At 38.6% G+C, this 23,108-nt stretch carries 24 protein-coding genes; 13 read left to right on the top strand and 11 right to left on the bottom strand.

Annotated features, from left to right (window positions below):
- Nucleotides 1-776 precede the first annotated feature (776 nt).
- The 7 genes from G9Q97_RS13975 to G9Q97_RS14005 all read right to left on the bottom strand — a co-directional run bounded on the left by G9Q97_RS13975 (nucleotide 777) and on the right by G9Q97_RS14005 (nucleotide 5,240).
- A complete protein-coding gene (locus tag G9Q97_RS13975) occupies nucleotides 777-1,289 on the bottom strand; it encodes a hypothetical protein (RefSeq protein WP_166147831.1) in 513 nt (170 codons plus the stop codon).
- Nucleotides 1,290-1,298: 9 nt separating this feature from the next.
- Complete coding sequence (locus G9Q97_RS13980; protein WP_166147833.1) at nucleotides 1,299-1,763, bottom strand: anthrone oxygenase family protein; 465 nt, start codon at nucleotides 1,761-1,763, stop codon at nucleotides 1,299-1,301.
- 136 nt (nucleotides 1,764-1,899) lie between these two features.
- Nucleotides 1,900-2,664 (bottom strand): SDR family oxidoreductase, encoded by a 765-nt coding sequence (locus G9Q97_RS13985; RefSeq protein WP_166147835.1) that lies wholly within the window; start codon nucleotides 2,662-2,664, stop codon nucleotides 1,900-1,902.
- An 85-nt stretch (nucleotides 2,665-2,749) separates the two neighbouring features.
- Nucleotides 2,750-3,118 carry a DUF4345 family protein gene (locus G9Q97_RS13990; protein ID WP_166147837.1) on the bottom strand — a complete coding sequence of 123 codons (369 nt, stop codon included), beginning with the start codon at nucleotides 3,116-3,118 and terminating at the stop codon, nucleotides 2,750-2,752.
- Between the two features lie 2 nt (nucleotides 3,119-3,120).
- Nucleotides 3,121-3,570: a hypothetical protein gene (locus G9Q97_RS13995; protein ID WP_166147838.1), complete on the bottom strand. Its 450-nt coding sequence runs from the start codon at nucleotides 3,568-3,570 to the stop codon at nucleotides 3,121-3,123.
- 76 nt (nucleotides 3,571-3,646) lie between these two features.
- The gene (locus G9Q97_RS14000) at nucleotides 3,647-4,213 is read right to left on the bottom strand and encodes a Crp/Fnr family transcriptional regulator (RefSeq protein WP_166147840.1); all 567 of its coding nucleotides are present in this window, start codon (nucleotides 4,211-4,213) and stop codon (nucleotides 3,647-3,649) included.
- A gap of 151 nt (nucleotides 4,214-4,364) precedes the next feature.
- Complete coding sequence (locus G9Q97_RS14005) at nucleotides 4,365-5,240, bottom strand: RNA polymerase sigma factor (protein ID WP_166147842.1); 876 nt, start codon at nucleotides 5,238-5,240, stop codon at nucleotides 4,365-4,367.
- A 434-nt stretch (nucleotides 5,241-5,674) separates the two neighbouring features.
- Between G9Q97_RS14005 and G9Q97_RS14010 the strand changes: the two genes are divergently transcribed.
- Nucleotides 5,675-6,925: a hypothetical protein gene (locus G9Q97_RS14010; RefSeq protein WP_166147844.1), complete on the top strand. Its 1,251-nt coding sequence runs from the start codon at nucleotides 5,675-5,677 to the stop codon at nucleotides 6,923-6,925.
- 75 nt (nucleotides 6,926-7,000) lie between these two features.
- Here the strand turns inward: G9Q97_RS14010 and G9Q97_RS14015 are convergent, their stop codons facing one another.
- From G9Q97_RS14015 to G9Q97_RS14025, 3 genes are all read right to left on the bottom strand, one after another.
- Nucleotides 7,001-7,522, bottom strand: a complete 522-nt coding sequence (locus G9Q97_RS14015) for a DUF421 domain-containing protein (RefSeq protein WP_166147845.1) — start codon at nucleotides 7,520-7,522, stop codon at nucleotides 7,001-7,003.
- 6 nt (nucleotides 7,523-7,528) lie between these two features.
- Entirely contained in the window at nucleotides 7,529-7,987 is a 459-nt protein-coding gene (locus tag G9Q97_RS14020) for a DUF305 domain-containing protein (protein WP_166147847.1), read from the bottom strand.
- A 63-nt stretch (nucleotides 7,988-8,050) separates the two neighbouring features.
- Nucleotides 8,051-8,218 (bottom strand): hypothetical protein, encoded by a 168-nt coding sequence (locus G9Q97_RS14025; RefSeq protein WP_222851995.1) that lies wholly within the window; start codon nucleotides 8,216-8,218, stop codon nucleotides 8,051-8,053.
- 611 nt (nucleotides 8,219-8,829) lie between these two features.
- On the opposite strand from G9Q97_RS14025, the gene G9Q97_RS14030 reads away from it, so the two are divergent.
- The 4 genes from G9Q97_RS14030 to G9Q97_RS14045 all read left to right on the top strand — a co-directional run bounded on the left by G9Q97_RS14030 (nucleotide 8,830) and on the right by G9Q97_RS14045 (nucleotide 13,927).
- Nucleotides 8,830-11,064, top strand: a complete 2,235-nt coding sequence (locus G9Q97_RS14030; RefSeq protein ID WP_166147850.1) for a S9 family peptidase — start codon at nucleotides 8,830-8,832, stop codon at nucleotides 11,062-11,064.
- Nucleotides 11,065-11,668: 604 nt separating this feature from the next.
- The gene (locus G9Q97_RS14035) at nucleotides 11,669-12,025 is read left to right on the top strand and encodes an iron chaperone (RefSeq protein ID WP_166147852.1); all 357 of its coding nucleotides are present in this window, start codon (nucleotides 11,669-11,671) and stop codon (nucleotides 12,023-12,025) included.
- 523 nt (nucleotides 12,026-12,548) lie between these two features.
- The gene (locus G9Q97_RS14040; RefSeq protein WP_166147854.1) at nucleotides 12,549-13,472 is read left to right on the top strand and encodes a hypothetical protein; all 924 of its coding nucleotides are present in this window, start codon (nucleotides 12,549-12,551) and stop codon (nucleotides 13,470-13,472) included.
- Nucleotides 13,472-13,927: a type II toxin-antitoxin system VapC family toxin gene (locus G9Q97_RS14045; protein ID WP_166147856.1), complete on the top strand. Its 456-nt coding sequence runs from the start codon at nucleotides 13,472-13,474 to the stop codon at nucleotides 13,925-13,927. The genes G9Q97_RS14040 and G9Q97_RS14045 overlap by 1 nt, the downstream gene beginning before the upstream one ends.
- Nucleotides 13,928-14,175: 248 nt before the next feature.
- Here the strand turns inward: G9Q97_RS14045 and G9Q97_RS14050 are convergent, their stop codons facing one another.
- Nucleotides 14,176-14,526 carry a hypothetical protein gene (locus tag G9Q97_RS14050; protein WP_166147857.1) on the bottom strand — a complete coding sequence of 117 codons (351 nt, stop codon included), beginning with the start codon at nucleotides 14,524-14,526 and terminating at the stop codon, nucleotides 14,176-14,178.
- A 652-nt stretch (nucleotides 14,527-15,178) separates the two neighbouring features.
- Between G9Q97_RS14050 and G9Q97_RS14055 the strand changes: the two genes are divergently transcribed.
- The 8 genes from G9Q97_RS14055 to G9Q97_RS14090 all read left to right on the top strand — a co-directional run bounded on the left by G9Q97_RS14055 (nucleotide 15,179) and on the right by G9Q97_RS14090 (nucleotide 23,086).
- Complete coding sequence (locus tag G9Q97_RS14055) at nucleotides 15,179-15,793, top strand: NYN domain-containing protein (protein WP_166147859.1); 615 nt, start codon at nucleotides 15,179-15,181, stop codon at nucleotides 15,791-15,793.
- A 213-nt stretch (nucleotides 15,794-16,006) separates the two neighbouring features.
- Nucleotides 16,007-16,507 (top strand): tyrosine-type recombinase/integrase, encoded by a 501-nt coding sequence (locus G9Q97_RS14060; RefSeq protein ID WP_166147861.1) that lies wholly within the window; start codon nucleotides 16,007-16,009, stop codon nucleotides 16,505-16,507.
- A gap of 62 nt (nucleotides 16,508-16,569) precedes the next feature.
- Entirely contained in the window at nucleotides 16,570-16,920 is a 351-nt protein-coding gene (locus tag G9Q97_RS14065; RefSeq protein WP_166147863.1) for a DUF2513 domain-containing protein, read from the top strand.
- 91 nt (nucleotides 16,921-17,011) lie between these two features.
- The gene (locus G9Q97_RS14070) at nucleotides 17,012-17,446 is read left to right on the top strand and encodes a hypothetical protein (protein WP_166147864.1); all 435 of its coding nucleotides are present in this window, start codon (nucleotides 17,012-17,014) and stop codon (nucleotides 17,444-17,446) included.
- 428 nt (nucleotides 17,447-17,874) lie between these two features.
- Nucleotides 17,875-19,107, top strand: a complete 1,233-nt coding sequence (locus G9Q97_RS14075; RefSeq protein ID WP_166147866.1) for a tyrosine-type recombinase/integrase — start codon at nucleotides 17,875-17,877, stop codon at nucleotides 19,105-19,107.
- Complete coding sequence (locus G9Q97_RS14080; RefSeq protein WP_166147868.1) at nucleotides 19,104-20,765, top strand: hypothetical protein; 1,662 nt, start codon at nucleotides 19,104-19,106, stop codon at nucleotides 20,763-20,765. Before G9Q97_RS14075 ends, G9Q97_RS14080 begins: the two co-directional genes overlap by 4 nt.
- A gap of 17 nt (nucleotides 20,766-20,782) precedes the next feature.
- Complete coding sequence (locus tag G9Q97_RS14085) at nucleotides 20,783-22,384, top strand: hypothetical protein (protein ID WP_166147870.1); 1,602 nt, start codon at nucleotides 20,783-20,785, stop codon at nucleotides 22,382-22,384.
- Between the two features lie 3 nt (nucleotides 22,385-22,387).
- Nucleotides 22,388-23,086 (top strand): hypothetical protein, encoded by a 699-nt coding sequence (locus tag G9Q97_RS14090; RefSeq protein WP_166147871.1) that lies wholly within the window; start codon nucleotides 22,388-22,390, stop codon nucleotides 23,084-23,086.
- Nucleotides 23,087-23,108: the final 22 nt, after the last annotated feature.

A 23,108-nucleotide genomic window follows, 5' to 3' on the forward strand; every position in this document is an offset into this window, starting at 1 on the left:
AACTATATTTTTGATAACGGTTTGGTACTGGTTTGTTTACGGCATTTTTACGACATTTAATTAAATATTCATATTGTCGTATTTCTAAAAAGGTAAATTAAGTAATATACTTGGTCATTGATTTTATGTTCGTTGAACTATTAATGGTAACTTGCTTATTGTAACTATTTTATCCGCCTTATTTTAAAAAAAGGATTGCATAAAAACCGGTTTATTCTCCTTATTTCAAACTAGCCTATCAGGTATAAATTACTTCCATGATACCGCACATAGCACCTTCTCCTACCAGTCCCTTTTGCTTACTTATACCTACTGTATGTCTGGATAGTGCTGTTCCCCTTTGTACACTAGCGTATAAAAACAGCCCAATACCAGCCCCTCAACCAATTCTCTTCCGGATTCCTCCGTTCATTCCTTTGAAAAAACTTCATTACCTAAAAACACCATTCCAATATACCGGAAAAATACCATTTCACCAACGGTTGGTTTCGGATTTGAGCTTGATTCGGGGTTTGAAATCTCTTGAGGAACAAACGGACAGCGGCAGCCGATGCGGCAATATGCCTGGACGGATACCAACTGTACTCTTCGCCGCACCTTATCGCAATACCCGGATAGCGAAATCTTTTCCAGTTGACAGGTATGTCTTAGTAGCTTGTTAATCAGTGAGGTTAACAAGACAGTAGTTTTCTTAAAAATGTACGGGCGAGGGCTACAAAAATCCATCCCCGCCCAACAAGAAGCATTTGGAATTCGTCTCCTGCCCGGTTGGCTTTCTACGTTTTTACCAAAACAGGCGGACGGTTCCGGGTACGATGGCCGAAAAGTCTGTAAAAAATATACCCGTGAGAAATCATATTCACCACGCCAATGGTCGAAAAGGCCCACCACAGGGTTCCCAGGTCGTACTTGTAAAATTCAATCGCAAACACCTGAGGAAAGGCGAGGATCAGGTCCGTAAACCCGAACACATTGAATACCCAGGCGAGTGGGATGGCGTAGGTCCATTTATTGCGCAAGGCAAAGGCGGTAATCACCGCAAGAATGGCGGTAGCATAATCCCATATGCCAATGGTAAACGCCAGGTCGTCCGGGAATTCGTCGTACACCTGGGTATCGACCATAAAGGCCATTCCCAAATAGCGTAATCCGTGAATAAGCACCATCGGAACCAATGCATCGTTAACACTAAGTTTGGCCAGTTTTGGGAATACAAACCATTTGAACGCGAAGTAAAACGTGAGCAAACCTGCAACGGTTTGCATATTGAAAATCGTGAAATTGTCCATGGATTTTTGTTATGGCGTTTTGATAGTGGCTAACTTAAAGGCTTTTACCGCAAAAATGGCGGCTGCAAAAACGGTGATCGTTCGTACCCAGTGTAAACGCATCCACCAGTTGAGTTTGCTTACCGCTTCTTCGGCGGAATAGGCCGACTCCATAAAACCCAAATTAGCGGGCAGGTGATATACGCTGGTAATGGTACAGGCGATGACCAAGCCAGCAAGCGCGAAGCTCCAGTTTTTCCGCACTTCTTTTTGCCCTTTTGTCTGCACAACCAAAGCGATGGTGGCGATTAATGCCGGCAATAAAATGCCCATGGTGGGTGGCAAGAGATTGGGGAATTGAAGCGTAAATTGCTTCATAAATTCCATGGGTTCCAGCGTTTGCCAATAGCTGCCAAAACCAAAACCAATGACGAGCATGTTGCCCACAAATGCGGCAATGCCGATGATCGAAATGTACGGAAGAATCTTTTTCATATGTTTATAATTGTTTTTTAGCGGCCATAACTTGTCCCGGTTTATCGGGATAGCCTGTCCCGACCTTCGGGAGAATCTCGCATGCTTTATAATCATCCCTGTGTGTGACGATCCCGTCATGCTCGATTTCATCATATTATTTATTTGGAATAGGTTGTTTGTTCAGTTGTTTGAATATGAATTTTGGTGCCAAACGGCCCATGATCTTCAGTGCCGTTGAAATGCCCGGCGTTATTTCTTCCTTGCCCTTGGAGTAGTTTTTCCAAAAAATGTCTGCTAATTTTTTGGGTGGCATGGGTTTCAAGTTATCGGCTTTCAAATCGGCATCTTTGGCTAATTTGGTATCTACCACAGGCGGTAATAATTCGATGACTTTAATACCGTGCGGCTTTAATTGCGGACGAATAGATTTTGTCCAAAAATGCACTGCCGCTTTTGTGCCCGAATAAACCGGTGCTTGAGTGAATGGGACATAGGCCAAACCTGAAGAAACATTGACCAAAACCGCATTCTTGCTCCGTTTTAACTGGGGTAAAAAATGATGCAACATCCGGATAGGTGCCTGGAAGTTGATGGCTATTTCTTCCGCTTGTTTTTGCAAATCATTGCTTTCAGCTCCCGTATCCAGCAGCAGCATTATTCCCGCATTGTTGATTAAGACATCGATCCCGCCAAATTCATTTTGAATAGCATCCGCCAACTTTTTGACATCTTCCTCTTGGGTTACATCACTTTGAAAAAAATGAATGTCAGGAAGTTCAGCCTTCATCTTTTCCAGTTTGGATAAGTTTCTGCCCGTAACAAACACCGTATTGTTATGGGACAGAAATTTTTTGGCAAGGGCAAGCCCGATGCCTGAACCACCACCTGTAATAAGTACTTTTTGATTGGATGTTATCATTCGAGATCTTTTTTCTTATTTAGACAAGAGATGTTGAAATGTGTAAAGACTTTAAAAAAAAATTATCAATCATCAATGATTTATTTTAAAGTGAACCTGCAGTCAAAAGTTTGTTGTGCATCCATAGCATCAAAACAGTTGGAACCAATTCAATCGCAATCAGGAAAATGAGAAAGGGAGTCGCTGGATAATTCGTTAGTGCTGCGGCTCTGGCGATGCCACCAATGAAAAGTGCAATCATCAGAAAACGGAATAAAGCGGTCTCTGATGGATTCCAGGCCACATAGAAAAACGCCAGTGACGTAGCCATCCAAATAGCGGCCACATAGCGATGGTTGTTATCGGTCATGGCATCTGTCGCGGCCGGATTGTAGGCAGCGGTTGTGCCCATAAACCCGGTGGCAGCAGCAATCAGCCCATAGAGCACCAGGAAAATACGTATAAAGAGTAGCATTGTTATGAATTTTTAGCGATTGGTTTGAGAAAGCAATAAGCCGCAATGATGATGGGAATGGCAAAGGGGATATGCTGCAGTACATCCAGCGGCTGTACCTGGGGCACATAGGTCGCCCAGGTAATCATGTCCACCAATATGACCAGCACGAGTGTCACCACATGAAACAGGCCCGCCAGCCTAAATTGGTGGAACCCAATGGCGAGCAGCACGAAAATGGGTGGGACTACATCGCCCACTGCCTTAAAAATGGCCGTGATCTTTGCGAACCGGATAGCGGCATCCGAATCGGCAACGATAGAAAAAGAGGCCTCGGCCGAAAGGGGATGTATTACCCAGAAAAGCCCAATACCAATTAGCATACAAGCAGAGACAAGGCTTGCCCACACGCCCGTCCTAATGTATCCGGACAGATTTTTATCCAGTGGATTCTTGAAAGATTGAGTATCCATTAAAGTCTTATCATTTTTTATAAAAGTAAGACCGGGTTATCTGAATCCACTTGACAAATGATAAGTTCGAAGCAGTCTAAACCGATAATCTGAGCTTTCTTAACCTACTCAATGTTTCAGGGGTTACGCCCAGGAAAGTGGCGACATCCTTTAACTGAAATCGTCTAAGAATTTCAGGATGCTTTTTTTCCAGGTATTCATAGCGTTGTAATGCATCCAACTTGAGAAACATCCTGCGCATGCTAAATTCTTCAATGAATTCCTCTTCTGCCATTCTTCTTCCCACTCGCTCTATATAGATGGATTGTTGATACAAAATTTTTAGTTGATCAATATCCAGCGTTAAAAACTCGCAATCTTCTTCACTAATGATCGAAAGATCACTTGGCTCACCGGTAAGGGCACTGTGTAAAACAGTAAATACTTTTGGTGCTACGTAAAAGTGCGTGGTCTTCTCAATGCCATTATCCATTTCAAGTTTTCTTACGGCGCCTTTGGTCATGTGCCAAATCGTTTTGCAGGGCTTGTGCAGGCCAAGGATGAGCTGTCCTTTTTCCGACCGCATGGCTTTCAGATTTTGTTGATAGAGTATCCAAGCCTCATCAGGTAATTTTCCAGAGATTTGTTCAATGTATTCTCTCATGCCTATTTCTTTGCTTTTTTGTTTATAGAATTATCCATACCCAACGGTCAATTGTTGGTTTTTTCTATTAGACAAGAAAAGAGGGCATGTGTAAAGACTTTGAAGGATTTGTCCTTTTTTAAGGGCAATTTTTTTCTAGCTGTCTTGGTCTTTAGTTCAAGTTCAAACGGCGTTGCCAATTAGCATCTTCCAAAATTTTTACCAGGAAGTTTTTCTTTTCAAACTGCGTCTTAAAGCTGTGGCCCTGGTGAAGTTCCGCATATTTTAATTCTGCATCGTCCACCAAAAAATCAGCATCAGGTTCCAATTGCTCTTTGAAGGTTGAATACTCTTTTCGGTTAAAAAGCAGGTTTTTGGCATCGACCATGCCATTTTCGGTGGCAAAAGTTACCTTCTTATGGCACCGGCACGGATTGGCTTTATTTACCAACCCGCATTTGTTTTGCATAAAATTATACAAGTCTTTTCGGGCTTTGCTCAATTTCATGCGGTAGTTATCCTTGCTTATTTCCATAATTTCCGAGCCGATTGTATGGTCCGCACCGAAAATATCACCGATTATATAAACCATGCGTTGTTCTTTGGTCAGGCAGAGGAGCATACCCGAAAGGCATTGTAGCCTTACTTCACGAATGGCTTCTCTCTGGTCCTTTTTTTCGCTTTCAGATAAATCTGTGTTGGGAGCAGCATCTAAACGAGTCCCCAGTTCTTCAAAACTGTTGGCAAAGATATTAGGTGCCTTTTTTTGATCGTTTAGAAAGTGATTTTTCGCAATGCGATAAGCCCAGGTCTGAAAAGCACTTTCGTGTTTAAACGTACTCAAATTGGAAATAATCTTTATTAGGGTCTCTTGGGTAAGGTCCTCCGCATCGGCGGTACTTCCTGTCATTTTCCAGGCGATGTTGTAGATAAAGGGTTGATGGCGCTCGATAAGGTTTGTCAACGCTGGTTGGTTCCCATCCAAAATCTGTTGGATGAGTTCTTTGTCCGTTTGGTCGGTTTGATAGGTGGGGTGGAAAGGGTTCATGGGTGCAGGATGGTGGTTGGCATTTTTCGTTGGCAGTTAGGGTATACAAGGTACTTCTTTTTCCGCAATCACAAGGATCCGAACCAACTTCCTTATTCAGGTAATCGTAGGTTTTCTTCCTCGAATTGGCGTGTTGACGGTATCGGTAAATTTCGCATGGCCCTAATCTTCGCGTTTGTAGTTTGATTGCTGAAAACAGTTAATTATTTCAAAGAGTTGGTTTAAACTTATCGGGTGGGTACAAAATAGCTGTATTTTTCAGATCACAAGGGCGGAAAAATCGGTAATAAGCACTAGCGCTATGCTACATCAAATAAAATATTCCGTAAATCATTTCCATGTTAATCTCCGTTAATTTTAGTAACTGCTTTTATTTTATTTACTATTTTAGTTGCTGGAATTGGTAAAAGACCCAGACGATTCAACTCCAGCCTATGAAAACGGACAACAGAAGCCCCTTACTATCTTTTATGCTGCTTTGGATAGCAGGATATGCCTTCCTTTTTATGCTGCCGTTTCCGGTAAGGCACATTCCCTTTGCCCATGAACTGATTGCTGCTCCCATTTCATTGGGAATGGAAAGCCTTAATTTTTTGGTGGGTCGGCAGTTACTTGGACTGGAAGACCTGGCCTATGATGGGGGCAGGGGAAGTGGGGATACGCGCTTCGATTATGTCTACCTGGTAACCTGGCTGCTGCTGTCTTTTCTGCTGGCAGTCTTGCTCTTTTTGTTGAGAAGCAAACTTACCTGGATCCGAAAGACTTACCCTTCCATGATTGTCTATGCGAGGTATTTTGTAGGGCTCACCTTGATCCACTATGGGGTCGCCAAATTTATGATCGGGCAGTTCCCCGGTCCCAGCCTCATCTCCATGGACCAGTCTTTTGGTGATTTTTCGCCCATGGGACTGGCCTGGCGGTTTTTTGGCTACTCAGATTTATACAAGGTTTTTATGGGCCTTTCGGAGATTACGGCAGGGGCGCTCTTGCTTTTCCGGCGAACGGTGGTAGTCGGAGCGATGCTTTCCATTGCCGTGGTGACGAATATCGTGCTGGTCAATTTTTCCTTTGACGTTCCTGTGAAAATCCTTTCATCACACCTGTTGCTATTCTCGGTACTTATCCTTGCTCCCTATCTAAAGCAGTTATTCGGCTTGCTTATTCTTCACAGGCCGGGACAATTGAGCTACCAGCCCCGAACTTTTTTGTCCCCGAAAAAGAAATGGGCTTACCGATTGGTGAAGTTTTACATGGTGGTGTTTGTGCCGGTCAGCATGATGGTAGGGCACGTGCTATCCCAATCCTACAGGAGTTTCGATAATCCCTGGGAGGGGGCGTATGAAATTCTTAGTGATGGTGAGGACATGGTAGACCTTAAGTCCGATGCCAAATGGGCGAGGGTGATTCTGGACGGAAAAACGCTCCTGATAGAGCGGGTTTCCGGAGATAAATCCTATTATTCCATAGTAGAAGTTGGGGAAAACGGTTTGATTTCCCTGTCGGGTTCGCCTGAAGGGAACGATACACCGACCTTGCACTTGCGGGAAGCCGGGGAGGAGTATCAACTGGCAGCCACTTTCGGCGATGAGCAATTTACGCTAAAGGCAAAGCGGAAAATGAAGTCAGACTACTTCCTGCTGAGGAGGGGATTTCATTGGATAAATGAATATCCGGTGAACCGGTAGCCATGCAAAAGATAGCTCTTGCCAGGTCAGAAGATACCCATTTACACCCAAGTGGCTTCGATTAGAGAAGCTGTTTCAGGTGGCTACCTTAACGTTTTCATAGGTAGATTTCTTACCCCCAATGGCCTTTTCGATAATGGTGATATCACCGGTAGTCTCTAAAATGATCATATCTACATCCTCCAGGCTAGCCATGCCTTCCTGCCGGCCTTTGCTATAAATCTCCTCGATGGTGATTCGCTCCTTTTTCATGGCCGGATATAGAAATTCACCTTTGTAAAACAGTAAGGAGGGACTGCTGGTAATTAATTTCTTTACCGGCTTAATCCGAACTGAAAGCCAGGTCAATACATATTGAAAGGCGATAAACAGACCAATGGCCGTCGCCCCATCGGCAAGGGATATGTTTTTGTTCAGGGCCACGCTTGCCAGGCAAGAGCCTAAGGCAATGGTTACGATAAAATCAAAAGCATTCATTTTAGACAGGGTCCGTTTGCCCGACACCCTCAGCAACAGCACCATGGCGATGTATCCCATGGTAGTTAAACAAATGGTGCGGATAAGGCTTTCCCAGTTGTCAAACCAAATATTTTCCATCTTTTCCTATTGATTATTTTCTAATCGATTGATCATCGCTTTCATCTCGGCTATCTCTCTTTCCTGGGCTTTGATGATTTCATCGGCTAATTTTTTCACCTCCGGATCTTTTAGGTCTGCGCGTTTACTGGTCAGGATGGCTATGGAATGATGGGGTATCATCGCCCGCATCCATTTCACATCTTCAATAGGGATCTGCTGTCTTACCAAAAAGGTAGCACTTGCCATCAGTAAAATACTGCCTAGTATAACGGCTACATTTTTTTTCTTGTTGGCGTACATTTTCCGCATAAACAAAAACATGATGATGGACATGCCACCGATACCGATCAGGGTCATGTACATTCTGGTCCAGCTGAAAAACACATGACTTAGCTCATAGGTGTTGAAATACATGGTGATGTACATGGAAATGGCCGAACAGGCCAGCATCAAAACAAAGGTGGTGTACGGTGCGTTTTTCATAGTGGGTTATTTTTTAATTAGTCAAAGAGTTCAAATGTAGTTACAGGATTATCGAGACCTGTTTTATGAGCCTTTTAAGGCTCGGTTATACAGTACGGGCATTTGACCTTTCCATTGCTCCCGGCATTCAATTTCCACCAAAAGCCGGGCCATAAAATTCCCCACATTGATTCGGCTGTAAACCGGTGAGGGAATAGGCGTTTGTTGATGGGTAAAGGGAGTGGTTGGCATGGTTGGCTTTTTTTGCATTGAACAAGCCCTTTCCAATGGAGAATATTTGGAACGGGCCCGTGCTGATTCCTGTTATAGGCCCTTTCCATTATAGCACAAGAAATGGTTACAAAACGGGAAAAAGGCGGTAAATACTAAAAAAATTGATAATATTAGGGCTGGGTTTACCGCACCTGGGGTCATGCTATCCGACATTTGTCATGTAAGACTTCAGATAAATCAGAATTTGTAATCCTGCTTACCTGTGTGTTCCGGGGATTACAAATCCCCCTTATCTGTACCACGGGATTACAAATCCCGCGGAGCGGTACGAGAACGTGCTGTTCGACATTTGCAATGTCGAACCACAGATATTCAGGATTTGCAATCCTGTTTTCGTGCCCGTCAGGGGGATTACAAATCCCCTTTATCTGTACCACGGGATTACAAATTCCGCGGAGCGGGACAGGGCCGAGCTGTTCGACATTTGCAATGTCGAACCACAGATATTCAGGATTTGCAATCCTGGGTTCGTGCCCGTTCTGGGGATTACAAATCCCCTTTATCTGTACCACAGAATTACAAATTCCGCGGAGTGAAATTCTTCCGGACACCTTTAATTGAATTGAACCATGAAAATTTACCCTCTTCTCTTTACCCTGACATTTTTGATACTTCCCTGGACGGGGTATGGGCAGGGGAGGCTGGAAGATTACCAACGGGCTGCCGCTGTAAAAGAAGCCTACAAGGACAAAGTATACCATTCCCCAATGGGTATCCAATGGCAGGAGGGAAATGTGCTTACCTACTCGGTGAGAACGGCTGAAGGCATCCGTTACCTGAAAATTGATCCGAAAGTTAAAGAGAAAGCCCCCTTGTTTGACCGGCACCTCCTGGCAAAAGCCCTGTCCGATAGTACCGGCAGGGAATTTTCAGCAAGGGAACTGAAATTAACGGATATCAAATTGAAAAAAGGCAAAATCCAGTTCAAAAACCAGGGGCTGGTATGGGAATGGGATGAGGTTCAAAGCCGGCTTGAAAAAATCGAAGAGTCTGAATCCCCTGATTCCCGCTATTGGGGAACCATACGTCCGGCATACGAAGGGAAGCCAGTGCCATCTCCGGATGGTAATAAGGAAGCGTTTATCAGGGATTATAATGTGTATGTAAAAGAACTGGCTACGGGCAAGGAGGAAAAATTGAGCAGCGATGGGGTCATTGGTGACCATTATGCTGCCCGATTGGAATGGTCAGCCGATAGCAAAAAGATAGCTACCTTTAAATTCAGGCCCAGTGAGGTCCGGAAATTGACCCTGATCGCGTCATCACCCCCAGACCAGCTACAGCCCAAGCTGATAGAAAGGGACTACCTGAAGCCTGGAGATGCTCTACCCGTACGCGTGCCGGTTATTTTTAATCTGGAAAATGGCAGCAGCTGGAAAGCACCACTAAACCAAATGGATCATCAATTTGCCCTGACCCGCCTCAACTGGAAAAAAGACGGTTCAGCGGTCCGTTGGGAGTACAACCAACGGGGCCATCAGCTGTATAAGGTATTTGAGATGGATGCCGAAACAGGAACCTTGCGTACACTGATCGAGGAAAAAAGTCCCACCTTTATCGATTACAGCGGCAAATATTTCAGGAATGACCTGGAAAAAGAAAACCAGATCCTGTGGGCATCGGAAAGGGACGGATGGCGGCATTTGTACCTGTTTGACGCCGGTACCGGTGAGCTGCTGCGGCAAATAACCCGGGGAGAATGGGTGGTACGGGAAATCCTGCAGGTGGATGAGGAAGCCGGCGAGATCTACTTTACGGCCAGCGGAAAAAACAAAAACGAAGATCCCTACCATTTGCATTTGTATAAAATCGGCATAGACGGAAAAAACCTCGTTCAGCTGACCGAAGGCAATGCCAATCACGAGATTTCTTTGTCCTCCGATCAGCAATACTTTGTGGATCACTATTCCCGGCAAGACCTTCCGCCGGCCACCGTATTAAAGGATGCCGGAAATGGGGAGCTAATCATGGAACTGGAGAAAGCGGATATAACTGCCTTGCTGGCGGAAGGTTGGTCGGCACCGGAGATTTTTAGGGCCAAAGGAAGAGATGGCAAAACGGATATCTGGGGCCTTATCATCAAGCCGTCGAATTTTGACCCCGGAAAGACCTATCCGGTCATCGAGTACATCTATGCCGGTCCGCACAGCGCTTTTGTGCCCAAATCCTTTGCGCCCAATTACAATGGACTCAACGAATTGGCCGAACTGGGTTTTGTGGTGGTGCAGATGGATGGTATGGGCACCTCCAATCGCTCGAAAGCCTTTCACGATGTCGCCTGGAAAAACCTGAAAGACGCCGGATTTCCCGATCGGATTCAGTGGATGAAGGCCGCCGCAAAGGAGCGGCCCTATATGGACCTGGAGCGGGTGGGGGTATTTGGCACCTCCGCTGGCGGGCAAAGTGCCGCCGGAGCCCTGCTATTTCACCCTGAGTTTTACAAAGTGGCGGTATCTTCCTGCGGCTGCCACGACAACCGCATGGATAAAATCTGGTGGAACGAACAGTGGATGGGCTATCCGGTGGATGTACATTACGAGGAGAGTTCGAATGTGGTGCATGCAAAAAACCTGGAAGGCAAACTCCTGCTGATTGTGGGAGAGGTTGATGACAATGTAGATCCTTCGTCTACGTATCAGTTTGCAGACCAACTGATCAAAAATGACAAAGAATTCGAATTTTTAATGATACCCGGGATGGGCCACAGTTCGGGAGGGGCCTACGGTGAGCGGAAGCGGAGGGATTTCTTTGTAAAGCATCTGCTGGGCCTGACCCCTCCGGCCTGGGATAAATGGGTGGAGTAAGTTGCACATTCTACGTGGATGTGCTGTTCGACATTTGTAATGTCGGGCCACAGATAAGTAAGGATTTGCAATCCTGCTTTGGTGTACGTCAGGGGGATTGCAAATCCCCATTTATCTGTCCCACGGGATTACAAATCCCGTGGAGCGGTACGTAGCTGCGCTGTTCGACATTTGTAATGTCGGACCACAGATAGTCAGGATTTGCAATCCTGTTTCCGAGCTCGTTCGGGGATTACAAATCCCCTTTATCTGCCCCACGGAATTGCAAATTCCGCGGAGCGGTACGGAACATTGCTGTCCGACATTTGTAATGTCGGGCTTCAGATAAATCAGGATTTGCAATCCTGCTTACGTGCCCGTTCCGGGAATTACAAATCCCCTTTATCGGTACCACGGAATTACAAATTCCGCAGGGCGGCTTTTTATTAAAAAAATTGCTTAAATGAATGGATTCTTTATTCCAAACCCTTATTTTTAATTGACAATTGTGGCTTAAATGGTTTCTAAATTGCCGGCTCATTACAAGTTACTTTTTCAGACTTCATTTCAATAATTTTTTTTTCGCAAAACCCCTGTAATCGGGAAACCTTCTGGAAAAGTAAATATGGATGTAATCGACAAGTACATGGCCGGTTTTCCCAGGGATGTTCAAGACATCTTGCAGCACATGCGCAAGATAATCAAAGCCTGTGCGCCCGGAGCGGAGGAAATTCTGTCCTACGGTATGCCCGGATACAAGACCCAGGGCAAACCCCTGGTATATTTTGCGGCCTATAAAAACCATATCGGCTTCTATGCCACTCCAACAGGCCATGCTGAATTTGAAAGGGAACTTGCTCCCTATAAGCAAGGCAAGGGATCCGTACAATTTCCCTTGACCAAACCTATTCCTTTTGACCTGATTGAGAGAATTGTGGTTTTCAGGGTGGAGGAAAATGAAAGAAACGGGGTAAAAAAATAGGGTTTCCAGGTACTGAGTATGGTTTTTAGAGAAACTCTTTTCAATCAGGAAATTCAGATAATGCAGGATTTGCCATCCTGCTTAGGTTTCCGAATTGGGGATTACAAATCCCCTTCATCTGCCCCACGGGATTACAAGTCCCGCAGAGCGGTACGTAGATGCGCTGTTCGACATTTGTAATGTTGGACCAAAGATAGTCAGGATTTGTAATCCTGCTTACGTACTCATCCTTGCGAATACGGGTGTCTTTGAGTAGGGAATTGTGTTGATCCTGTCCTACCACCACTGAAAATTACCAACCAAAGGTATAATGATCATTCGAAAGTTTTAGTTAATTTAGCAGGATAAGCATCTAAAGCTGAATGCATTTACTTTGAAAATTAAAAGGCCTGTCAAAAGCATGAATGGGTTTTGGAGGCTGTGGGAAGAGATTCAAATTTAAAAATTAAACTAGCGAAACCTTACTATAGTTTTTATATATTGAAAGTGAAATAAGGTTACTTAAAATGGGAAGGAGGATAAGATGAATTATAGACTTAAAATAGAGCATGCATCCGATAAAAACGGCAGCATAGACCTCCAAAGATTAGCATCTATTGCGGAAAGCCTAAGAAAAATTGCCGAGGGCGCCCTTCAATTGAGGCTAAAGGGTTTAAGCAAAGCCAAAAAAAACATCAAGCTAAATGATGCGCTGAAAATTTCTTTAACTGGAATCCAGAAAGGCAGTACCATTCTTAATTTGGAGTCTGAAAAGTTTAAAAGGACACTTTCAGGATATCAGACTGATATTTTTATGTTGGGACATCAACAAGAATTGCCAGATAAAACACCCATTGCATTATTTGTTGAATCCTTTGATGAAGCCTTACATAATCCGAATGGTAGTGAGTTGTTGGACAAACTTTTGATGAAGGAGCTTTTAAAATTCAAAAAATCATTTCTGAATGACAATGAGATATTTTCCTTTCAGAAGGAGGGCTCTTTTCAAAAACTTACCCTTAAAAAGTCTGACTTTAGTAAAATTAAAATGGCAGAGGAGGAAATCCCACAACCTGAGGCTGCCCTGGTGAATGGAATAATTGAGGAATTGACTTACAGCAAGCTCAAAGTAAAAATTCAAACCAATGAGGGTATTGTAGAGGGATTTTTATCAGAAAGCATGAATCCTGAGGAAATTAAAAGATGGTGGGGAAGGGAGGCTACTGTTGAAGGGACCATGCACTACAAACCTGGGAGTAAATCAGTATTGGAAATAGAGAGGATATTTGAATCTAAACCAGGGGACGAATTTTTCTCCAAGAAACAAAAATATGAAAGTCTTGAGGAGCAGATTGCTCGACAAATACAGGAAGGGAAGGAAAACAATCCCTTGAATATGATTTGGGGTTCATGGCCTGGGGATGAAACAGATGAAGAGTTTGAAGCATTGCTAAGAGATCTGGATTGATGAAAAAAGTATTGTTAGATACTTCGGTGCTTCTTCATTATATGCGGAATGATGATTTAGCAAGGAGAACTGAGGATACTTATCATTTACTGAGTGATCCCGTAAAAATAATTTTATTTAGTGCCATCACTATTGGAGAAATTGAGGGGTTTTTCTTAAGGAATAAATATGGAGCAAAGCAAAGCGAGAGATGGGACAAGCTTTTGGGAAAGGCTATTGTCCTTAACATAGATGGGAAGGATAAAAAACTAATGAAGGCCTATGCTGAAATCCAAGCATATTGTCAAAACAATCACCCCACATTGAAGGCAGGTCAATCCAAAACGATTGGTCAAAATGATATGTGGATTGCAGCCATAGCCTATGTAACTAAAGCCACTCTATATACAAAGGATGCTGATTTCGAGCATTTGAAAGGTGTTTTTATAGATGTAGTAAGAGTCGGTAAAAAATGACCGATTGGAAGGACTATCAATCAATTGAGGTTGGTGAAAGGTTAATTCAAACGCCCCCCCTTAAATTGGGATTTTGGATTCGATGGCTTATAAGTGGTCCTCTTTGGTTGATGTGTTGACAAGTCGGGCTGTATCATTGGGACCAGTTGCCATTCTGCATTTCAAGGAATCCCCTGACAAGTAAAAAATTCCGGACAAAATTACCGCAAGTCTTCGAATTCGAGTGAAATAAATTAAGTGCAGAAACTTTAGTAAATTGATTTAATTTTTTCGATCGATAATATCCTGATCACGGGTACAGCCATCAGGAAAACAGGTACGTCATTTAGAGCTGGTTGAAAGATGTCTTCCTGGTCATCCAGGAGTTGAAATTTGATATTCACAGGTATGGGTTCCTGAGATACCAGCTTAAATTCCTCTGGTAGGTTTTCAGGATAATAAAGATCGTCGTCGAATTTGATGAGGAACTGATAAAATCCCCTTGAAGCTACTGAGATGACCACCTCAGCAGTACCCTCTTTATTTGGATCCATGCTATTTTCGCAGGAAAAAATCAGGATGAGGAAAAACAACAAGGTTTTGACTTTATAAATCTTCATATGTTTAAGACGTATGGGAGCGGGGAAATGATACAATACACTTGCGCTGTTCGACATTTGTATTGTCGGACCACCGATAAATCAGGATTTGCAATCCTGTTTCCGAGCTCGTTCGGGGGATTACAAATCCCCCTTATCTGTACCACGGAAATGCAAATTCCGCGGAGCGTATCGGGGACGAGCTGTTCGACATTTGCAATGTCGAACCCCAGATATATCAGGATTTGCAATCCTGCTTGCGTGCCCATTCTGGGGATTGCAGCTCTCTTTGAGTAGGGAGTTTTGTTGATCCTGGCCTGGCACCCCTGCAAATTATATAGCTTTTTAAAGTGGATATTCCTTTCTCAGCCATTCTACCGGTATTTTCAGCAACTGACTGAATTGTCGGATCATGGGCTCGATCGTCTTTGATTAAGTTAATGCACTAAATCAATTACCAAGAATAATCAATTTCTGAAAGGGATACACTTCTATTAAAACTAATTTCTAAAGAATTGAAAGCAATAAGGGATTTTAATGGGAAAACGGTTATCTTAGAACGTTAAGGTAAAAAAGAAACGCTTCCTTTTGGGAAGCGTCGGTCCAAGAGAGCTACTCTTGGAGATGTTCTAGTAATGCAAACCTAAAAAGGAATTTTTTAATTCCAAACAATATGGAAAAAAAAGAAAGGGTTATTGTTTACATCGATGGGTTTAACCTTTATTTTGGGATGACATCAAGTTATCCTGATATTAAATGGTTAAATGTTGAACTTCTGGCCAATAATTTACTAAAAAGTTCTCAGGAATTATTTGGAATCAAATATTTTACTTCCATGGTCAGCAATAATCCTCCTAAGGAACAAAGACAACGAGCTTATATCAGTGCACTTGAAACCACATCAGTTCAAATAATTTATGGTCATTATAAATCTAAAACTAAATCATGTAAACGCTGTGGTCATATTTGGAATGACAATGAAGAAAAGATGACAGATGTAAATATTGCTGTGGAAATGTTGAAAGATGCAATGGAAGATAAGTTTGATATGGCCATGTTGATCTCAGGTGATAGTGATTTGGTTCCTCCTATTCTTGCTATCCATGAAAAATTCCCTCAAAAGCGAGTATTTGTTGCATTCCCACCAAATAGATCTAATGTAAGTGTAAAAAATGTCGCAAAAGGAAGCATGATCATTGGGCGGAAAAAACTAAAAGACTCCCAATTCCAAGAACAAATTAAGTTGCAAAACGGGTATATTCTGAATAAACCAACTGAATGGAAATAAGGCTGTTCCAGCAATAATCTCATCCACATTAAAAAAAAAACTGTAATACCGAATTTGATCAGGTATTTTTCATTATAATAAGAATAAGTTGAAAAAGAAGAAGAAGCAATTTTACCATTTAGATAATTACTCAGAGTTAACCGCAAATAATAGTACAAATCAGGAAAATATCCCCAAATTAAACCTACCAACCAATAATCCCTCTTTCTGGTCTTGATTTATACCGGATTAAGATTTGGTGATGGCATCTGTATTTCCAAAAGGTGGGTGGTAAATGGTATGCTGCATATCCTTACACATAAGACAGATGAAATAATAAGCATTCCCTTGCATCCTAATTTGAAGGAAGTCCTGGAGAAATACGACTATGATTTGTCCAGTCTGGCTATTTCCAATCAAAAATTCAATAAGTACGTGAAGGAACGCTGTCTGGAAGCAGGAATCAACGCAGATGTGGAGGTGGTTAAGTATGCGAAAAGGATTAAAAAATACCATGTAATCCCCAAATACAAGTTGATAGCCAGCCATACGGGAAGGAGAACCTTTATTACCAATGCAATCCTTGCTGGAATACCATTATCTGTGATTCAAAGGATTACAGGTCATAAGAAGTTAGTAACACTTCAAAAATATGTCGATATTGCGGAGGGAATTAATGTGGAGGAAATGGATAAATTCAGTAAGTTTTTTGGCTTAAGAATAGGGGAAAGGTAATCTTTTGAATTTTCCTCCTCGCTAAATTTATACATTTGATTGTTTTTTATTAATCAATAACGATGAAAAGAGATTTAGAACTAATTAAGAAGATTCTTTTAGAATTAGAAAAGGATCAATCCCCCTTTGACTGGAAATCATTTGAATATGCTGATAAGATTAGCTATTGCTACCACATAAAATTGCTTTGGCAGGCAGACTTGATCGAAGCAATAGACATGTCGAGTAAAGGCAATCCTGATTGGGCACCAATTTGTTTAACTTGGCAAGGGCACGAATTTCTTGAAGCTGCCAAAAATGATAAAGCCTGGGATAAAGTTAAGAGTACAACTATAAGTGAAGGTGTTTCCATGCCCTTTTCTGTTTTGAAGGAATTATTATTAATCACAATAAAAACTGAACTTGGCTTTTGAATGAATAATAAATATGCAACTCCTCCAAGAACTTCTCAAAGATGTCCAATCCTCCCTAAAATCCTATAATCAGGGATTAGCCAAAAAAAACATGCTGGTGGATATTCCCTGGACTATTGTGGATGGTGAGCTAAATATTCAACGACTCATTTTCCGCAAGGACAAATCCCTGTACATTGTCAAAGAAGGTGAAATTCAGGAGAGTAAATGGGAGTATTTGGCTGCCATGGATTCCCTGGTGGTAAATGTTGGAGGTAAGAAGCTCCTTTTAAACGAAGTATTTGCTGATGGTAATGCTCTAATTCTTAAAAAGGATGGGATAACTACTGATTTTTTATGCTTTGTAAACCAAAAGGAAATCCCTGATTTAAACTTGGAAGGTTACCTTAGAAAAATTAAAGAATTAGAACCTCCCACTAAATTTGATGAAATCAGTCAAAACGAATACTCAGATACTGATAAAAATATTATTTTTACCGTACTTGTGGTAATAGTACTTTTTTTAGTATGGAGCTTTTTACAATAAAAATACTGCCTTTATTCATTTTTCAGAGGGTCTGATAAAAATATCCTTTGGCAATTCCTACAAAAAGGTTCACGGAGGATATATTCAGCAAAATCTATTGATTCGACTTTTATTATTTTATACCCTTTAAAGTTTATTTTGAATCCGCAACAAGGGAGCTGGTTTGTGTTGGTTAGAAGGTGCCCCTTATTTCGATAATTTATCGGTTCCGCAATATACATTTTCAAATATAAAAAAAGGCCTGAATATTTTCAGGCCTTTTTTGTGGAGCTGGCGGGATTCGAACCCGCGTCCAGATAGGCCCTATACAGCGTTTAAAGGCTATTTTAATTTTTTAGTAGATCGAAAATCACCCGTTTTTGAACACTTCTGTGACTGAATTGTGACTGAATTTTTCTATGTTTAGGAAATCAAAAAAACCTCCTAAAATGAACATACAAGCAGTTTTAAAGAATGTAAATCCAAAAAGTAAGATTGGAACAATCAACATTTATTTAAATTTCGTGACTGAATTTGACCGAAATCAGATTTTTGTAAAGACTCCAATCAGGATTGAAAAGCGTTATTGGAATAATGGTAAAATCAGAAAGTCCCATCCTAATTACAATGAATACTCCCAACTTTTAGCAAGTGAACAAGGTGCTGTTTTAGACCTTGTGAACGACTTAAGGCTTCAAGGGGTACCAATTACCTCTGATTCATTTAAGTCTTACAGAGACAAAAAAAATGAGGGAATCAAAGACCTTGTTACCCTTGCTAAGGAATACATTGCCATTAGAACTGATGCAACAAAAAGATTACGGGATAAACTAAACAATCTTGTTACCAGATTGGAAGATTTTTCAAATGGCAAGAAATTCTACCATAGTCAAATAAATCAAAAATGGGTTAATGCTTTTTCCACATACTTACAAACACCACAACCTAACCACCCTAATAAGTATCTGAGAACCGGACAACAACCAGCAACAATTCACAAAACTTTTAAATTCTTAAAACAGGTGCTTCATTTTTATTCCAAAACCGGAGTGATTGATGATAGTTTTAAATCCCTGAATTACCCCAAAGCATTCACACAAAAACAAATGGTGTTCATTGAATCAGAAATCAGGAAATTAATTGAATACCAACCCACAAGGGATTCAATTAAAAGGGTTAAGGATTTGGCCTTAATCCAGCTTTTTACAGGCTTAAGGTATTCGGATGCCATTAAAATCAATCAGTCCAATATTTTCAATGAACAATTGGCAATAACAGCGGAAAAAACCAACCAAAATATCAACATTCCACTTCATCCAGCCTTAAAAAATATCCTTGAAAAGTATGATTATGACTTATCACCACTTAAAATTACTAATCAAAGGTATAATGATCATTTGAAAGATTTAGTTAAATTAGCAGGTATTGAATCAAAAGCTGAATACATTTACTTTGAAAATGGGGTAAAGAAAACCTGTCAAAAACACAAATATGAATTGGTGGCTTCTCATACCTTCAGAAGAACCTTTATTACCAATGCCATCATAAAAGGCATTCCGTTACACGTTATTCAAAGTATAACAGGCCATACAACATTAAAACAGTTGAGTGAATATGTTAATATTGCTGATAGTATTAAACAACAGGAAATGAATAAAATGAATGAATTGTTTAGGGTATGAGTGCAAACAAAGATTTTAAATCCATAAGATTCTTAAAATACATTGATCCAATAAATGATAAAACTTATAAGATTTCTAATACTTCCATTGATCATATAGAGAAATACATTTTTGAAGAATTAGTTGAAGGTGATAGGTTAATTTTTGAAAGGTTAGTTTATAATGATGATTGTTTTAAAAATATTTCTTTTAATAATATAAAATTAGAATTTAACTTTTGTGATTTCCGTCAAATTTTGAGATTAAATTTAAATAATACAGAATTAAAAATAAGTTCAAATTTACAAGAAGATTGTAAAGAAATAGGATTAAATATCAAAGGAATAGCAAAATCAGTTTGTCTTACAAATTTGAACCTTGATGAATTTGAAATATCAAGTTCAAATATAAGCGATTTGACGGTAACTAGAAACAATATAGATACTTTTTCAATTTCGAATAAAACTAGTATTGGGAAATTTTCAATTTCAAATGAAAAAAAAGACTACAAAATTAATAAATTATTTTTTGATTTAACAAAAATTGATGAATTATTAATTTCTTATCTTGATACCTTAAGCAATATTTATATAAATTTTTGTGACATCAAAACATTCAAGTTTGAAGAAGTTTGTATAAGTGACCAAATAAAATTTGAAAGATATAATGTAGATGATTTAAAAGTATTAAAGTCAAAAATCACTAATTTTATTATCAATTTTTACGAAACAGGATATAAAAGAGAATTAAATAGTTTTTCATTAAACAACATTGAATTTGCAGATGATTCAAAAATTTCACAACTATTAATTAAACAAAAAGGTAATCGTTGTAATATTAATTCAATCCTAATATCAGCTGTTGAGAAAATTGATATTTCCAACTTAATTGTTAATAAAATAACTGTAAAAAATCAAGTAATCAACGAATCAATATTCAGTAATGTAAAGTTTGGGTCATTAGAATTAAATGGATTCGCTTCTAGGAATAAATTTAATTTCTCAAATTGTACAGTGATAGATAAAAATGGTTTATTGATCTTAAATAATTCTGTTTTAGATAATGTTGCGTTTAATCCATCGTTTTTGCATCAATTTAAGGAAATAAGGTTTACTAATTCTTCACTTATAAACTTACAGGCAAATAATTTAACTGAAATACCCACAAGAACTATAAGGCCTTTTAAAAGAGACATTGAAACAAATTACTTAACTCTATATAGAGAGTTAAAAATTTTGGCTCAAAATTATGGTGATAATTATTTATTTCATAAACTTAAAGCACTTGAATACAATGAAAGAATTTGGAATTGGACATTTCATCCTTTTAAGTCCAAGGATTATTCCGTCAAAGATTATTTCATACTTTTAACAAATAGAATATCAAATAACCATACTACTAATCCATTTTTAGCATTTGGTTGGATTTTGGGATTAATTATTCTGTATGTTTATAGTATAAATTGTTTGACTAATTCGGATTTTGGTAACTTTCTTATATCTAATCACACTGATTATTTTATTGTGCCATTTAAATTATTTATTTCAAATAAAGATGAAATTATTGGAATTGCTGATAAATTCCCTAATTATTTATTTTATATAGATATCGGTTATCATATTATTTTAAGTTACTTAATTTACCAAATGATCGCAGCATTCAGAAAATTTAATAGATAAAAAATGAGAAATTTAAAATGATACTCAGTTTTAAACATTTTGAAATTCAAGGCGATAGGCTACTTTATAACGGTAATGAGCAAATTACAGGCTTATCAGCAGATCTTTATAAATTAAATTATAATTTTATTTTTGTAAATTCAAAGTTTAAAGGGGAATTTGATATAAAATTTGAATCCAAAAAAATAATATTAAAAGGCTGTTCTTTTGAAGGAGATATTGAATTCAGTGGAAATAAAAACATATTTAAAATTGAGTCTTTTAATTCTAATTTTACGATTAATGAACCTGAATCTGATGTTACGATTAAGTCTACTAATATAGATGGACTAGGAAAGATAAAAGACATAAGTTCTTTTCAATTGTCTATCGAAATTTATTACCTAAGCGATCTAGTTATTGAAAATGTAAAATCAGAAAATATCAGTATTCAATCCAATATTACCCAAGAAAAGCCTTTAAATTTAGATATCTATGTTGAAAATTCTGGCACCTTTACTATTCTTGATGTTTATATTAATACAATAAATTACAATAACTCAATTTTTGAAAAGTTTGTTTTTGATACCTGTACTTTTAAACACCCCAATAAGTATTTTAATTTTTTGATGCCTCTTGCTAAATCATTGATTATTAGAAATATTAAATCAAACTTTGAGACTATAAACTTATGTGTTGATGATTTTGACCTATACGATTTATTAAGAGAAATTGAGTTAAAGGACATAGAATGTGAACTTCTAATACTAGATTTCAAACAACATATTCCACTAGCATTTGAAAGAATTTTATTTTCTAGCGATAATAGGTTTGTAATTGAAACTCATAATGCTTGTGGGATGCTTTCTGTTCAAAATTTAGAGTTATCTGGTTATTTTTCTAAACAGAATATAATTAAAGATATCGAGATAAAAAATCTTAAATTCGATTTTTTTCAAACTGACAGTGAATTTATATTTAGAAATTTGTCCTTTATAGAAAAAGGCGAATTGGTTATTGGCAATTCTAATTTAAATAATGTTACTTTTAATCCTTCCATTTTACACGAATTTAATAAAATCACCACTTTTGGCTCTGATTTTTTTGGTATGAATATAACTGGATTTAAATTTTTAAATATAAATCATTTTGCTAAAGAATATATTGATATTAATAAACGGTTGTTTCCTACTAATAACATTAAATTGTTCAGGTATTTAAAAAATTTTTCCTTAGCTGATGGAGATTTGGATTCATTTCAAAAATATAGATCGTATGAACTTAACGAGACTTATTTTCATAGTAGGCAATTGAAAAGGTATGAGAAATTTATATTGTGGTTTAACAAAATAACAAATAATCATACAACTGATTGGTTTAAAGCTTTTAAATTAATTCTAATCACTTTTTCTTTTTATTTGTATTTAATTACCTCCTATCTTTTATATTCCCAAAATGATTTTCAATTTATGGATGTTTCAAAAATATTACCTAATTTGCTTTCACCTGTTAGTTTTTTAATAAATAATGATGAATTTTGTTTTCCTAATTTAATTTATTTTTTTGATGTATTCTATAATATTATAATTGGTTTACTCCTATACCAAATGATTGCGGCATTTAGGAAATTTAATCGTTAAATTATGGGTAAAAAGATACCTTTTTTCAAAAAGAATGCCCTAATTTTATTATTAGTAGGAATTCCATTGTTTTTATTTTTGTTTATTTCTATTTTTTTCAAAAGCCATTCAAATATTTGGGTATTTCCTTTTAATGTTGAAATATGGGGTACTGTATCAGATTGGTTTATGGTTTGGGTGACAGCTATTACAGCTATATATTTAATTAAGACTTTTAAGGAACAACAAAGGCTTACTGAAATTGAAAATTACGATTATAAGGAAAAAATTAAACCCGAGTTTAAAATTGTTGCTGAAATTGATCATTTTTCAGTTGATTTAGATAATACAGCAAAAGCCATAGTAAGTTTAATTATCTATGTTAGAAATTATAATGCGTATAACGTTAAAATTACTACAGATAAAGTTTTAGATACTGCAAGCCTACCGTTTACTTTACCGGAAGAAAATTATAAAATTATTTATAAAGATGATTCAATTTCAATTCCATATTTGAAGTTCAATATTTGTGAAAAGATTTTATCAATTAAGCAAGATTTTATTAAAAAGGAATACGTAGATGATGGATTTCTCTATTTTAGACTGAAATTTCGTTTTGATTTTTCTGATTTTGAACACACCACTTATTTTCAGGAAATTGAAATTTCAGCAAATAATAACAAAGAAATAGAATGTTTTAGTACTCCAGTTTTACCAAACTAATAAAATAAAAATTGGTTTAGTG

It is taken from the genome of Cyclobacterium plantarum (assembly GCF_011290685.1).
GTDB classification, from domain to species: Bacteria; Bacteroidota; Bacteroidia; order Cytophagales; family Cyclobacteriaceae; genus Cyclobacterium; species Cyclobacterium plantarum.

Bases quoted from the DNA above. Each gene is read 5' to 3' on its own strand.
- G9Q97_RS13975 (WP_166147831.1), bottom strand. From the start codon at position 1,289: ATGGACAATTTCACGATTTTCAATATGCAAACCGTTGCAGGTTTGCTC.
- G9Q97_RS13980 (WP_166147833.1), bottom strand. From the start codon at position 1,763: ATGAAAAAGATTCTTCCGTACATTTCGATCATCGGCATTGCCGCATTT.
- G9Q97_RS13985 (WP_166147835.1), bottom strand. From the start codon at position 2,664: ATGATAACATCCAATCAAAAAGTACTTATTACAGGTGGTGGTTCAGGC.
- G9Q97_RS13990 (WP_166147837.1), bottom strand. From the start codon at position 3,118: ATGCTACTCTTTATACGTATTTTCCTGGTGCTCTATGGGCTGATTGCT.
- G9Q97_RS13995 (WP_166147838.1), bottom strand. From the start codon at position 3,570: ATGGATACTCAATCTTTCAAGAATCCACTGGATAAAAATCTGTCCGGA.
- G9Q97_RS14000 (WP_166147840.1), bottom strand. From the start codon at position 4,213: ATGAGAGAATACATTGAACAAATCTCTGGAAAATTACCTGATGAGGCT.
- G9Q97_RS14005 (WP_166147842.1), bottom strand. From the start codon at position 5,240: ATGAACCCTTTCCACCCCACCTATCAAACCGACCAAACGGACAAAGAA.
- G9Q97_RS14010 (WP_166147844.1), top strand. From the start codon at position 5,675: ATGAAAACGGACAACAGAAGCCCCTTACTATCTTTTATGCTGCTTTGG.
- G9Q97_RS14015 (WP_166147845.1), bottom strand. From the start codon at position 7,522: ATGGAAAATATTTGGTTTGACAACTGGGAAAGCCTTATCCGCACCATT.
- G9Q97_RS14020 (WP_166147847.1), bottom strand. From the start codon at position 7,987: ATGAAAAACGCACCGTACACCACCTTTGTTTTGATGCTGGCCTGTTCG.
- G9Q97_RS14025 (WP_222851995.1), bottom strand. From the start codon at position 8,218: ATGCCAACCACTCCCTTTACCCATCAACAAACGCCTATTCCCTCACCG.
- G9Q97_RS14030 (WP_166147850.1), top strand. From the start codon at position 8,830: ATGAAAATTTACCCTCTTCTCTTTACCCTGACATTTTTGATACTTCCC.
- G9Q97_RS14035 (WP_166147852.1), top strand. From the start codon at position 11,669: ATGGATGTAATCGACAAGTACATGGCCGGTTTTCCCAGGGATGTTCAA.
- G9Q97_RS14040 (WP_166147854.1), top strand. From the start codon at position 12,549: ATGAATTATAGACTTAAAATAGAGCATGCATCCGATAAAAACGGCAGC.
- G9Q97_RS14045 (WP_166147856.1), top strand. From the start codon at position 13,472: ATGAAAAAAGTATTGTTAGATACTTCGGTGCTTCTTCATTATATGCGG.
- G9Q97_RS14050 (WP_166147857.1), bottom strand. From the start codon at position 14,526: ATGAAGATTTATAAAGTCAAAACCTTGTTGTTTTTCCTCATCCTGATT.
- G9Q97_RS14055 (WP_166147859.1), top strand. From the start codon at position 15,179: ATGGAAAAAAAAGAAAGGGTTATTGTTTACATCGATGGGTTTAACCTT.
- G9Q97_RS14065 (WP_166147863.1), top strand. From the start codon at position 16,570: ATGAAAAGAGATTTAGAACTAATTAAGAAGATTCTTTTAGAATTAGAA.
- G9Q97_RS14070 (WP_166147864.1), top strand. From the start codon at position 17,012: ATGCTGGTGGATATTCCCTGGACTATTGTGGATGGTGAGCTAAATATT.
- G9Q97_RS14075 (WP_166147866.1), top strand. From the start codon at position 17,875: ATGAACATACAAGCAGTTTTAAAGAATGTAAATCCAAAAAGTAAGATT.
- G9Q97_RS14080 (WP_166147868.1), top strand. From the start codon at position 19,104: ATGAGTGCAAACAAAGATTTTAAATCCATAAGATTCTTAAAATACATT.
- G9Q97_RS14085 (WP_166147870.1), top strand. From the start codon at position 20,783: ATGATACTCAGTTTTAAACATTTTGAAATTCAAGGCGATAGGCTACTT.
- G9Q97_RS14090 (WP_166147871.1), top strand. From the start codon at position 22,388: ATGGGTAAAAAGATACCTTTTTTCAAAAAGAATGCCCTAATTTTATTA.